The 13,275-nt window shown below is 66.3% G+C and carries 8 protein-coding genes; 4 read left to right on the forward strand and 4 right to left on the reverse strand.

The genetic code is table 11. From position 1 onward, the window contains the following. The first annotated feature begins 75 nt into the window (after window positions 1–75). The 3 genes from ASF61_RS17025 to ASF61_RS17035 all read left to right on the forward strand — a co-directional run bounded on the left by ASF61_RS17025 (window position 76) and on the right by ASF61_RS17035 (window position 2,993). Window positions 76–1,260, forward strand: a complete 1,185-nt coding sequence (locus ASF61_RS17025; protein ID WP_056158392.1) for a branched-chain amino acid ABC transporter substrate-binding protein — start codon at window positions 76–78, stop codon at window positions 1,258–1,260. 119 nt (window positions 1,261–1,379) lie between these two features. After that, window positions 1,380–2,534 (forward strand): hypothetical protein, encoded by a 1,155-nt coding sequence (locus ASF61_RS17030; protein WP_229205899.1) that lies wholly within the window; start codon window positions 1,380–1,382, stop codon window positions 2,532–2,534. An 18-nt stretch (window positions 2,535–2,552) separates the two neighbouring features. Further along, window positions 2,553–2,993, forward strand: coding sequence for a hypothetical protein (locus tag ASF61_RS17035; protein ID WP_056158395.1), 441 nt, complete (start codon window positions 2,553–2,555; stop codon window positions 2,991–2,993). Window positions 2,994–3,069: 76 nt separating this feature from the next. On the opposite strand, the gene ASF61_RS24405 is transcribed toward ASF61_RS17035, so the two are convergent. From ASF61_RS24405 to ASF61_RS17055, 4 genes are all read right to left on the reverse strand, one after another. Next, complete coding sequence (locus tag ASF61_RS24405; RefSeq protein WP_056158398.1) at window positions 3,070–6,219, reverse strand: S8 family serine peptidase; 3,150 nt, start codon at window positions 6,217–6,219, stop codon at window positions 3,070–3,072. 14 nt (window positions 6,220–6,233) lie between these two features. Then, the gene (locus tag ASF61_RS17045) at window positions 6,234–6,998 is read right to left on the reverse strand and encodes an NF038120 family PEP-CTERM protein (RefSeq protein WP_056158401.1); all 765 of its coding nucleotides are present in this window, start codon (window positions 6,996–6,998) and stop codon (window positions 6,234–6,236) included. A 415-nt stretch (window positions 6,999–7,413) separates the two neighbouring features. Next, on the reverse strand, window positions 7,414–10,056 hold the full coding sequence (pepN, locus tag ASF61_RS17050; RefSeq protein ID WP_056158403.1) for an aminopeptidase N: 2,643 nt from the start codon (window positions 10,054–10,056) through the stop codon (window positions 7,414–7,416). Between the two features lie 86 nt (window positions 10,057–10,142). After that, entirely contained in the window at window positions 10,143–12,200 is a 2,058-nt protein-coding gene (locus ASF61_RS17055) for a S9 family peptidase (protein WP_056158406.1), read from the reverse strand. Between the two features lie 428 nt (window positions 12,201–12,628). Here ASF61_RS17055 and ASF61_RS17060 point away from each other — a divergent pair, with 428 nt between their 5' ends. Next, entirely contained in the window at window positions 12,629–13,213 is a 585-nt protein-coding gene (locus tag ASF61_RS17060) for a hypothetical protein (protein ID WP_056158409.1), read from the forward strand. The last annotated feature ends 62 nt before the right edge of the window (window positions 13,214–13,275 follow it).

A 13,275-nucleotide genomic window follows, 5' to 3' on the forward strand; every position in this document is an offset into this window, starting at 1 on the left:
ATAATGAGACGGGCAATCTGTGGCAATTACGCCACCCTCACCGTTTATCGCCGCCCTCACCGTTACAGGATCCCCATGCGCCTGCTTCTCCTTGTGCTCACCGCCAGCCTGGCTGCGCCGATCCAGGCCCAGGCCCAGACTCAGACCCAGACCAGGGCTCGGGACAGGACCGAGCCTGCGCCGCTGAACCAGGTCCGCATCGGCGTCGCCGCGCCGCTGTCCGGTCCCAGCGCCCACCTCGGCAAGGACATCGAGAACGGCGCCCGCCTGGCGATCGACGATCTCAACGCCACCGGCCCGCAGATCGGCGGCCGCAACGTGCAGTTCGTGCTGCAGGTCGAGGATGACGGCGGCGACCCCAAGCAGGGCACGGCCGTGGCGCAGAAGCTGGTCGATGCCGACGTGGCCGGCGTGGTCGGGCACCTCAATTCCGGCACCAGCGTGCCGGCCTCGCGTCTCTACGCTGCGGCCGGCATCCCGCAGATCACGCCGGCCGCCACCACGCCGCTGTACACGCGCCAGGGCTTCCAGACCGCGTTCCGGCTGGTGGCCAATGACAACAAGATCGGCGAGGTGCTGGGCCGCTACGCGGTGCACACGCTCAAGGCGCGCCGCATCGCGGTCATCGACGACCGCACCGCATTCGGCCAGGGCCTGGTCGATGCCTTCCTCAAGGGCGTGCGTGCGCAAGGCACGGCGGCGGACGCGGTCAGCCGCCAGTACACCACCGACCGCGCCACCGATTTCACTGCCATCCTCACCCAGATCAAGGCGCGTCAGCCGGACCTGATCTTTTTCGGCGGCATGGATGCAGTGGCCGGCCCCCTGCTCAAGCAGATGAAAACGCTGGGCCTGAACGTGCGCCTGCTCAGCGGCGACGGCATCTGCGCCGAGCGTCTGCCGCAACTGGCCGGCGACGCCATGGCCGACAACCAGGTCACCTGCGCCGTGGCCGGCGGCGTCACCGGCAACTACGACGTCGGCTACCGCGCCTTCGTCGACCGCTACCAGCAGCGCTACAAGCTGCCCCTGCAGACCTATGCGCCCTACGCCTACGACGCCGTGATGCTGCTGGCCACGGCGATGCAGGCCGCCGGCAGCGCCGTGCCCAGGCAGTACCTGCCCGCGCTGGCCAGGATCAAGTACCAGGGCGTGACCGGCGCCATCGGCTTCGACCGCTACGGCGACCTGGCCAACCCGGCGGTCACCCTGTACACCTACCGCGGCGGGCGCAAGACCCGCATCGACATCCTGCACTGAGTGGAGGCCCTGCCGTGCGCCATCCCGGTCCCGGCTGCCCTACCATCGCGCTTTATCTGCACGCCGAGGACACCATGCTAGCCAGCCGCCGCCCGCCATCGGGGCCGGGAGCGACATCGTTGAAACAGTGGGCGACATTGCCGGCATGGCTGCTCGCGCTGGCCGTCTGCAGCCCGGCGCCCGGGGCCGCCGCCCAGGCCACGCTGCCGCCGCAGGCCGCCCGAAACACCGAAACGCCGCCTGCTGCGGCTGCTGCGGCGGCGGCCGACACCACCGGCGCGTCCGCCGCACAGCCAGCGCGCGTGGTCGTCGCCACCACCCGCGATCCGGTGGACAAGTCCTACCGCAAGATGGTCGCCGGCATGGACCGTTTCGAGCGCCTGCATGCGCTGGCGCCGCAGGCCACGCTGCGCTTCCAGCTGCTGCCGCGCCTGTCCACCACCGAACTCGATGGCATGACGCTGCGCGTGGTCGGCGACACCATGTCGCTGCCGGTCGCGGTGGCGCCCGACCACACGTTCACCCTGCCGCGCGACGCCCGCGCGCTGGACCAGGACGCCGCGCTGGTGGCCAGCCGCAAGACCAGCACCCTGACCTGGCGCGCCCAGGTGCGCAGCCCGGGCGTGCCGGCCGGCATGCGCCGGCTCGGCGACCTGCGGCTTGAATGCCAGGTGGGCGTGGCGGCCGGCCTGCTGTCGAACAATGCCCACCTGTTTGCCTGGCTCGACAGTCTGCTGACCGATCCCGACCGCGTGTGCGGCGCGGCCGACGGCAACTACCTGTTCTTTGCCGAGCGCCCCGTGTTTGGCGTCACCCTGCAGCACGGCGGGCGCCGCGCCGCCCTGCCGTTCGACCTGCTGTACGCGGGCGGCCAGCAAACGCCGGAGACGCTGCCGTATTGCGACTGCCAGGTGCTGCTCGACCGCAGCTACTACGCTCCGCTGTGGGACAGTTCCTGGCCCGACGACACGCTGCTGGCCTTCGACTACATGGACGATGCGCCCGTCACCACGCTGGCGCCCGGCTATGGCAGCACGGCTGCCGTACGCGCCGGACTGGGGCCGGCCACCGTGGTACGCTTCGACAGCGGCCTGCAGGTATGGCGCTACCGCTATCCGCAGGCGGCCACTGCCGGTCAGGCAGCAGGCCAGGACGGCCAGCCCGCGTATGCCGACTTCGTCATCCTGTTCGGCGCTGACGGCGTCGCCCGCAAGGCGCGCCTGACCGAGCCGCTGAACGCGCCTGTCGATTCAGGGAACCTCGAAAAACCGTAGCGAGCCAGGAGCCACACCATGACACCATTTTTGTTACCGCGCCTGGCATCGGCCGGCCTGCTGTTGCTGATGACCAGCGCCTGCGCCAGCGCGCCGCCTGCGGCCGATCCGCCCCCCGCTGCGGCGGTGTCGGCAGCGACCATCGACAGCCTGTGGCAGCAGATCCAGGCCGCCAGCGCCAACGCCGTCTGCGACAACAGCAGCCAGTGCCACGCGCTCGGTGTCGGCGCCAAGGCTTGCGGCGGACCGGAGAGCTATATTGCCTGGTCCAGCAAGCAGGACGACGGCGCGGCCCTGAAGCAGCTGGTGGCCCGACATGCCGCCGCCCGTCGCGCCGACAACGTCCGCGAGGCGGTCATGTCCACCTGCTCGATGGTCTCGCCCCCCGGCGCCAGCTGCCAGGCCAACCGCTGCGTGCTCGGTCCGAAAGCGAATATCGCGGCGCCCGACGTGCAGTAAGCGCCGCCGCCCGACGAAAAAAAACCTGCGGCGCCCGAAGGCTGCCGCAGGTTTGATCAGCAGGATCGCCTGCTGGTTAGTAGGCGAACTTCTCCTTGTTGGACGCGTTCTTGAACAGCGGCAGCGGATCGGTGGTATCGAGATCGATCACCGTGGTGCCCTGCTTGACGCCGCCCACCAGGTAGTTGACCGCGCCGACGTAGCGTTTGCCCAGGTCCAGGTTGCTCCAGCTCATGCCGACCGAGGCCGTGCCACCGAGGGTGGCCGAGCTCGGCGACATCACCTTGAAGTTGCCAGCGGTCGAGGTCGGCTGTACCAGCCAGCTCGACAGCTTGTAGGTGGCCTGACCGCCAGCCGGTGCATAACCGATCACGCACAGCGTGTAGGTGCCGGCTGCCGGTGCCACCAGCTGGATGCTTTCGTTCGAGGTGTTGCCACCGCTCTGACCGACCAGGGTCGTGCCGCGCAGCAGGATCAGGTCGAGGTCGGAGTCGCCGGGCGCCGCACCGGTATTGTCCGCATCGAACAGCGAGAAGCGCGTCAGCAGCGTGCCGCTAGGCACGTTGAAGGTATGCACCTTGACGCCAGCCGAGGCGCCGGCGCGGCACAGCGAGGCATTGTCGCCGCCGCTGGCCTGACCGATGGTGCCGGTGGTCTGGGTGGCCGGCAGCAGGCCCTTGACGGTGCTGAAGGCACCGGCAAAGCCGGTACCGACCGTCACCACCTTGGCGCCGGTAGCGTTCTCGCTGTACACGTTCGACGCCACGGCAATGCCGGAGCCGCGCGCGGTCAGCGGGCTGCGCACCTTGTGCACGCCATCGGTCCAGGTCAGCGTACCGTACGACCAGGTGTCGAGCGGTGCGGTGGTGCGGGTCAGCTTGGCCGTGTAGGTGGCCTTGGCGCCCGGCGCCAGCGTCAGCGTCGATGGCGACACTTCCACCTTGAAGCCTGGCAGCGTGGCCGTGACGTTGTAGGTGGCGTTGGTCTCGCCCACGTTGGTGACGGTGCGGGTCAGCGTCTGTGCGCCCAGCACGCTCGCTGCGGTCAGCGAGGCCAGGTTCAGGTTGTAGGCTGCGATGCCGCCGCCGATGCTGTTGCACTGCGCAGCCGTGTAGACCAGGCCCTGGCCGCACAGGAACCGTGCGTACTCGATCGGGGCGATGTCGTACACCAGGCCCGGATCGGAAGCCGGGGTCGGTGCGATGTGACCGGCGCCCTGGCCGAACGCGCGGGTGCCGGCGTAGGTGGCGGTGCTGTCCCATGGCACGGTGGCGCTCTGGCCGTCGCTGAAGGTGTCGTAGGCGGTCGTCATCAGCGCCGACTTGATGGCGGCCGGGGTCCACGTCGGATGACGCTGCTTGAGCAGCGCTGCCACGCCGGCCACGTGTGGCGAGGCCATCGAGGTACCGGTCAGGAAGCCATACTCGACCGATTGGGCCGGATTGCCGGCCGCGATGGCGTCGCGCTGGGCCTGGGTCAGGTCCGGGGTCAGGGCGGCCAGGATGTCGGTGCCAGGTGCGGTCATGTCCGGTTTCAGGATGTTGGCGTTGGCCACGTTCGGGCCGCGCGAGGACGAGCCGTTCATGACCGGTGCGACCACGCTCGGATCGACGACCGCCTTCAGGTTGCCCAGCGCAGCCTTAGCACCGCTGTTGCCGGCGATGTAGTTTTTGAGGATGGCGCCGTTTTCCTTGGTGATGTGGACCGTGGACAGCGAGTGCGACTGGTTCAGGATGGTTGCTGCGCCGCCTTCGACGTTGGCGATGATCGCGCCCACCGCGCCGGCGGTCTTGGCATTGGCGCTCTTGTTGACCAGCACGTTGCTGCCGCGGTCGCAGACCAGGATCTTGCCGGCCACCTTGGCCGGGTCGAGCAGCGGGCTGACGCCGTCGGCCGGGCCGAAGCAGCGGTCCAGCGAGATCAGCTGGTCCTGGGTGAGGCCGGCCACGCCGGCGTCGCGGGCCAGGATCAGCGGCGAGCTCGGCGTGTTGGCGTTGCTCGAAGCGCCGTTCAGCTTGACGCCGGTGGCCAGCACCACGTCACCGACGTACAGGCGGTTGATGGTGGAATTGCCGACCGACGCCAGCCATGGGCTGATGTGGCTGGCCGGGGCCGGTGCGGTGCTGGTCGGACCCGAGTTGCCGGCCGACGTCGCAACGAACACGCCTGCTGCCGCCGCGCCCAGGAAGGCCTGCTCGGTCGCTTCGTCGAAGGCGCCGCCGCCAGCCGACGGGCCGATCGAGAAGTTGATCACATTGACGCCGTCCTTGACTGCCTGGTTGATCGCCGCCACGCTGTTGGACGTGGCGCAGCTGTTGCGGCGGGTAGGATCGGTCCAGCAGACCTTGTAGGCGGCGATGCGCGCGCGCGGCGCCATGCCGCTGATCTTGCCCAGGTTGACGCCGTTGATGATGGCGCTGTTGTTGGCATTGCCGGCAGCGGTGCTCGAGGTGTGGCTGCCGTGGCCGCCTTCGCCGACAGAGCCGCCCAGCGAATCGCGCGGCGAGGCAAACTCGGTCCAGTGCAGCTGCTGGCTGGCGCTCTTGAAGTAGCGTGCACCGATCAGCTTGTTGTTGCAGTTGTTGGCGCCAAACCCCTCGCCGGTGTCGCAGCTGCCCTTCCAGCTCGCGGGCGGCGCATCGTAGACCAGCTTGCTGCCGGTCTGGCTCGGATTGCCGTTCTCGTCCACGCGGTCGGCGTAGGCCGGGTTCTCGGGCCACAGGCCGGTATCGACGATGCCGACGATGATGTCTTCACCGGCCAGCTTCTGGCCGCCGAGCTGGTCCCACAGGCCGCCCGGCTGGTCAAGGCCGAGGAAGGTCGGGGTGAAGCTGGTGTCGAGCACCATTTCGGAGTCGGCCGTGATGGCGGCCACACCGGTGTTTTTCTTGAGCGCGCGCACTTCGTCGTCGGTCAGCAGCGCAGCGAAGCCGTTGAACACCACGTCGTACTTGGCGGTCACTTCGGCAGCGCTGACGGTGTTGATGACGTCGTTCTGCTTGGACTCCAGGTAGTTGATATAGGCCTGCACATTGCTGGCATCGACATTGAGGCGCTGGCCGGCAGTCGGCTGGGTGGCGCTCAGGCCGGCCACCTGGCCGGTGTAGGTGGCAACCGGCTTGTCGACCAGTTGCACGATGTAGGAGCGGCGCACCTGTTCGGCATGGGCAGCACCGGACAGGGCGGCCAGCAGGACGATGGCGGAGCAGATAGGACGGAGTTTCATCAGGGTTTCCTCGATCAGGCGGCGATGGTGTTGGCGCGGGCAGCGCGGGTACGGCGGCGCGACATCCAGCCCACCAGGCCCAGGCCCAGGCCCATCAAGGCGTAGGTTTCCGGCTCGGGGACCGGCGCCACGCGCAGGTTATCGATGGCGAACTGCGACTGGTTCTCGGCGCCGGCCAGCGGGTTCGCGCACGCACCGTTCACATCGAACAGGCACGAGCCGATGGTGACGCTGCTGAAATAACTGCCGCCGAAGCCCGTCAGCGACAGGGTCTGGAATGGCGAATTGCCCTGGCTGTTGAGGGCCGGGAAATTGTAGGCGTACGTGACATCGCCGCCACTGGCCAGCTTGCCGGTCAGGGTCAGCTGGCCGTACGAACCGCTGGCCAGGCCGCCCACCGGCGCCAGGAACGCGTAGTCGATGGCGGTCAGCTGGAACAGGCGGTTGTCGGCGCGCTCGAGCTTGAGGCTGCCGTCGTTGACGCCCAGGTAGAACTGGCTGGCGTTGCCGGTCGGGCAGGCCGCCACCGTGCACAGGAAGGGATCGCTGCCGTTGCCGATGGCGCCGGCAAAGCCGGTGCCCGACGGGCCCGCAGCGGGCGAGTCGATCACGGTCATGTTGTAGCCCGATTCGGTGATGACATCGGTACCGCCGTAGATGCTCGGTGCAATCGACTCGAAATCGATCACGCCGGCCATGGCCGGTACGGCCGACATCAGTGCCAGGGCGCCCACGGTCGCGGCGGTGAGACGGCGCAGTTTCGATTGGATGAAGGTCATTTCTGTTGCCCTTGTAGTGAAGTGGTGAGCGCGCGACGCCGGCGGCATGCATGCACGCGCCGGTTTCTACCCTCGGGAGAAGTAACAATGAATATAAACAAACAACTGTGGAAGCAGTAACGTATCATGACAATTTTTTATTCTTTTATATTGATACCGACAAAATAAAATGCGGATTCTCCTATGAAAGTACACGTTCTGCTGCTGGATGGCCCGGTGATTGAAGAGCTCGGTAAGCGTTGTAATCATACAAAATTGTCATGTGGAAATTAACATTTTGAAATAGAATGTCGCGCGATCTGCTCCCGTTCAGCGCGCATCGGGACGCCATTGTCGCGCTTCGCCGCCGGGGGTGGCAGGCATAAAAAAGCCGGCGCAAGCGCCGGCTGAGCTGCTGCCTGCGGCAGGCCATAGATTATTCCGTCATCGCTTTCTTAATAGCAACACAACGTTGGTCTTCCTGGTGCGTGACCAGCAGGGCGCGGCGGGTGCCGGCCGACAAGCCGGTCTGCGACGCCACCGCCGCCTGCAGGCGCGCCACGCTGGCCGGCGTGCAGGCGGCCGGGATCAGCACCGCCGAATACGCGCGCATATACACCGGACCGGCGGCCTGGTCTACTTTTGCCAGGCTGTCCAGGCGGGCGCCGGCAGTCTGTTCGGCCAGCGCGCCCTGCTCTGCCGGATACAGCGCACCCATGGCAGTGCGGATGCGCGAGAACGGCAGCTTGGTCTGCAGGTCGCCGATGGTGGCCAGCCACTGCGCCTTGACCTTGGCGTCGGGACGCACGACGGTGGCCGCCAGCGCGGCCGCCTGGCCGCTGTCGGACTTGTCGCGCGCCTGTTCGACCGCCAGCAGCGCGGCGCTGTTGCGGTAGTCGTAGCGGTTCAGGCGGGTGACGATGTCCCAGCGCACGTCCTGGCTGACATTCAGGCCCGGCACCACCAGCTTGCCGTCGAGGATGTCGGCCAGGCGCTGCAGCGCCGCCGGGCTGCTGGCCAGATTGACATAGATGTTGAACCAGCGGCGCTGGAAGTTGCTGTCGCCGCTGGCCGCCCCGGTGGCCTTGAACGCCATGTCTTCGAGCTGCACGCCGACCTTGCTGCGGTAGCGCGCAGCGGACGGACCCATCTTGTCGAGATAGTAGGTGGACTGGCCGATCTTGCCGGCGATATCGCCGAGCAGCGTGTAATCCTTTTCGGCCGGTGCGTTGGTCAGCACGGTCTTGAGGAAAGCGTTCAGCGGCAGCTTGCCGTCGCGCACGCCGTCCCACAGGCTTTGCCACAGCATCGCGCGCAGCAGTGGATCGTCCACCTTGCCCAGCGACGTCTGCGCGGTGGCGAACGATTTGCGGTCCAGCGCCACCTTGGCAAAGCCCCAGTCCTGGTAGTTCGGATAGACCAGGTCCGGGCAGGCCGCACCCACCAGTTCCGGCACCGGCGTCTGCGCGCCTTGGTAGGTGACGGCGACGTTGCGGCTCAGCGCCATGCCGTCCTTGCCCTGCCTGAACAGCGCCACCTGCACGCGCTGCTCGCGCAGGGTCGGCATGTCCTTGCTCGGCGCGCTTTGCAGCAGTTTAAAACTGCTGACCTTGCCGCCGGCGCAGCTCAGCGACGCTTCGATCGTGTTTACGCCCGGCTCGTACAGCCATTCGCGGGTCCAGCCGGTGAGGTCGCGGTGGGCGGCCTCGCCCAGGCTGCCGATGAAGTCCTTCAGTTCGGCGTTCTGGTACGAGTACTTGACCAGGTAGTTGTGCACGCCCTGGCGGAACACGTCCGCGCCCAGCAGATGACGCAGCTGCATCAGCGTGGACGCGCCTTTCGAATAGGTGATGGCGTCGATATTGTCGAAAGCGTTGGCAGTGGACGGCACCGGCGTTTCGATCGCGTGCGTGGTCACGCGCTCGTCCATCACGTAGGCGGCCTGCTTGCCGGACGAATAAAAACTCTGCCAGGCGTTCTTGAACTCGGTCGCCTCGGCCGTGCCCAGCGTGCCCATGAACGACGCAAAACTCTCGTTGAGCCACAGCCCGTTCCACCACTTCATCGTGACCAGGTCGCCGAACCACTGGTGCGCCATCTCATGCATGATCACCGACGCCAGGCTCTCGCGCTGGGCCGCGGTCATCGCTTCCTTGTGCAGGAAGCGGCCTTCGGCAAAGGTGATGGCGCCGGCGTTTTCCATGGCGCCGTACAGGAAGTCCGGCACCAGCAGCTGGTCGTACTTGGCGAACTGGTACGGCACGCCGAAGTAGTCGTCGAAGAATTTCAGGCCCTGGGCCGTGTAGGTGAACCAGTCCTTGGGCGACACCTGCGCTGCCACCGACTGGCGCGCGAACAGGCGCATCGGGTACGGGCCGCTGTTGTCTTCCCATACCTTGTACGGGCCGGCGTGCATCGAGAAATTGTAGGGGCTCAGCTTCTTGGTGCGGGGGAAGGTCCACTCCTTGCCGCCGGCCACGTCCCTGACGCCGGACTCGCGCATGGTGGACGACACCACCCAGTCGGCCGGCGTGGTGACGGTAACCTGGTACGTGCCTTTCAGGTCGGGCTGGTCGAACAGCGCAAACATCTGGTGCGCGGCGGCCGGCTCGAAGTGCGAATAGGTATACACCCGGCCATCGACCGGATCGACCATGCGGTGCAAGCCTTCGCCGTTGGTGCTGTGCAGGCGCTCGTAGGCGATGGTGACGCTGTTGCGGCCCACCTTGAGGTCCTGCGCGGCCACGGTGATGAACCACTGGTTGTACTGCGGCGTGATAGCCTTGCCGTTGACGGTGACGCTGGCGATGTTTGCCTTGTCGAGGTCGATGGTCAGCGGCTGGTCCGTGTCTTTCAGGTCGAAGGCCAGCGTGGTGGTGCCGGAAAACGTCTCCTTGCCGGTCAGCGCGAACTGCAGCGTGTAATCGACATTTGCGACGCGGGCCGAACGGGCCATGGCGTCCTGCTGCGACAGATAGGGGTTTTCGGCGCGCGCGGAGGTCGCAGTAGCAGCAGCCATCACTGGATGGGCGGCGCCAAAGGCCAGCACGAGGGCAGCGGCGATCAGGTGTTTTTTCATGGGGAAGAAATGAGAAGAATTTGAATGCGTCACTGCGCATCGGCACTGGATTCCCGCTTGCGCGGGAATCCAGTTTCAGGACCCGCTTATTTTTTCAGATAGGTATCGAGCCAGCCGATCACCTCGTGGTGCCACTGCACCGAGTTGGCCGGTTTCAGCACCCAGTGGTTTTCGTCCGGGAACATCAGCAGCTTGCTCGGGATGCCGCGGCGTTGCAGGGCAGTAAACGCGCCCAGGCCTTGCGCGGTCGGGATGCGGAAGTCCAAGTCGCCCTGCACCACCAGCATCGGCGTTTTCCAGTTCTTGACGAACAGTGCCGGGTTGAATTTCTCGTGCGCTTGCGGATGGTCGTAATAAGTGCCGCCGTTTTCCCACTCGGTGAACCACAGCTCCTCGGTCGAATACGCCATGCCGCGCGTGTCGAACACGCCGTCGTGGTTGACGATGCACTTGAAGCCGTCGGACCAGTTACCCTGGATCCAGTTCATCATGAAGCCGCCGTAGGACGCACCGAGCGCGCAGCTGTTCTCGCGATCCAGCCACGGGAATTTCTGCACTGCGGCCGCCAGGCCTTTTTGCAGGTCTTCGAGCGGCTTGCCGCCCCAGTCGCCGCTGATGGCGTCGGTGAATTTCTGGCCGTAACCGGTCGAACCGTGGAAGTCGATGAACACGGTCGCATAACCGGCGCCCGCGTACACCTGCGGATTCCAGCGGTAGCTCCACGAGTTGCCGAAGCTGCCCTGCGGGCCGCCGTGCACCAGGAAGGCGACCGGATACTTCACGCCCGGCTTGGCGTCCCACGGTTTCATCACGTGGCCGTACACGGTCTCGCCGTTGGCGCCGGCGAACGAGAACTGCTCGTACTGGCCGAACCGGACGTCGGCCAGCGCGGCCTGGTTCAGGTGGGTGAGCTGGGTTGCCTGCTCGCCCGAGCCGCCGAGCTTGAACTGGTACAGCTGGGCGCCCGAGGACAGGTCGTTGCGGGCGATGACGACGGTGTCTTTCACCACGTCGAAGCCGCTGACATAACCGTTGCCGGTCAGCTTGCGCACCTTGCCGCTGGCCGCGTCGATGGCAAACAGCGGGTGCTGGCCGATGTCGTCGGCGGTGGCCAGGATGGTCTTGCCGTCAGGGGTCCAGCGGTAGTCGGCGATCGAGCGGTCCCACTGGCCGGCCACCGTGCGTTTCTTGCCGCTGGCCACATCGATCAGCACCAGGTGGAAGCGGTCCGCCTCGAAGGTCGGCTTGTCCATGGCCAGGTAGGCCAGCGTGCGGCCGTCCGGTGAATAGCTGGCCCGGGCGTCCCAGGCTTGGTTGTCGGCGGTCAGGTTCTTCGGTTCGCCGCCGGTGGCCGGCACCGTGTACACATCGAAGTTGGTGGACCAGGCTTCGGTCTTGCCGGCGATGCGGGTGGAAAACACCACGGTCTTGCCGTCCGGGCTGAAGCTGTATTCGCCGCTGTCGCCGAACGGTTTCGACGGCACGTCGCCATCGAGCTTGCCCGACAACGCCACCGGTTCGCTGCCGACCTTGCCGTCAGCGTCGATCGGTGCGGCAAACAGCACATTGGTGCGGCCGTCGGCCCAGGTATCCCAGTGGCGCACGAACAGCTTGTCGTAGACCTTGCCGCTGGCCTTGTTCTTGCCCTGGGCGTCGAGGCGCTGCCGGGTGCAGGCCAGGTCGGCGCAATCGCGGAACACGGCCATGCTCAGCGCCAGGCGGTCGCCCTGCGGCGCCAGGCGGTAACTGTCGACGTCGAGCGGCAGGCTGGTGACTTTTGCCGCTTCGCCGCCGGTCAGCGGCAGGCGCCAGACTTGCGACGAGCCGCTGCGCGCGGACAGGAAGTAGATGGCGTCGCCCTTGGGCGACCAGGTGGGGTCGGTGCTGCTGGCGTCGGCCTGGGTCAGGCGCACCGGCTGTGCCTTGGGCTGGCGCAGGTCGAGCAGGTAGAGCTGGGTGTTGCCCCGGTTCTTGTCCATGTCGGTGGTGCGCACGGTGTACACCACGCGGGTGGCGTCGGGCGACACCACGGGCGCGCCCACGCGCTCCATCTTGACCAGGTCTTCTACGGTAAAGCCGCGCGGCGCGGCCATGGCACTGGAAACGGCCACGGCGGCGCCCAGCATCAGCACAGGTAATCTCATTCGGGGATCTCCGACTGTTAACAAAAAGGTCCGGCTGGTAGCCGGCCGTCGGACATCATACCAAGATCGGATAGTGCATCGGGCAAATGTTACTTTATGCTACTTAGGCGGGCCGGACCGACAAAAATATATTTCGATGACAACGTCCTGTCCCATTCCAAGCGGCCAAAAATGGGCGCATAATTTCCCATTCCTTCCATGGCTACCACCGGCATGTCATGCGAATAACGTGCTTTCCCCGCCGGTAACTGATCACCCCACAACATTGTTTTCTGCGTTGTTTGCTGAACAGTTGTGAACAAGTGTAAATCGGCGTTGCATGAGGCCGACACGGCGCTAAGGTAACCGATGCGCCGCGCCGGACGCCTCCTCTGAACGCCACCCAGCGCAGCCTCAGTCATACGCTCACGTCAGAAATGGGAACCGTTATGCTCACTGCCACCTATGTCATTCTGTCCTTGTCCGCCGAACAGAAAAAAGAACGCCAGTTCATCTTCCGCCTGCTGCAAACCGTGCAATCGATCCGGCGCCGTCCGCAGGAACTCGACCCGGTCACCATCGAATCGCAACTGCGTCAGCTGACGTCGTTTGCCGAAGCCCGTCATCAGCGCAAGGTCGAAGCGTGCCTGATGCCGGCCGTGCGCGCGGCGGCGCGCACGGCCGACCGCAACTGCGATGCGCTGATCCGCGATCTCGAGTCGCTGAGCCGGCGCGGCAGCGCCACGCTGAATGCCGTCAACAAGTGCCTGCGCCGCACCATGCGGCGCAGCGCCAGCCAGTGCCAGTTCCTGTGCCGCACTATCGACCTGTACTGCCACAACCTGCTCAAGCGGCTCGACCGCGAAGAACAGGAACTGCTGCCGCTGGCGCAAAAAGTCATCTCCAGCGCCGAATGGTTCGAGATCGGCCGCCAGCTGCTGGCGCAGGAAGACAGCGGCGCCGCCAGCCAGCCGTCGCTGCGTCCGCGCCACGCCGCCACCTATGCGGGCCGGCCGGTCGATCTGCGCATCTGACGGCGCCATCCGGGTGCTTGCCCGGGTGGCTGTCTGAGCGTGCTACTATCGCCACATGCCCA

The organism is Duganella sp. Leaf126 (genome assembly GCF_001423125.1).
GTDB lineage: Bacteria > Pseudomonadota > Gammaproteobacteria > Burkholderiales > Burkholderiaceae_D > Rugamonas.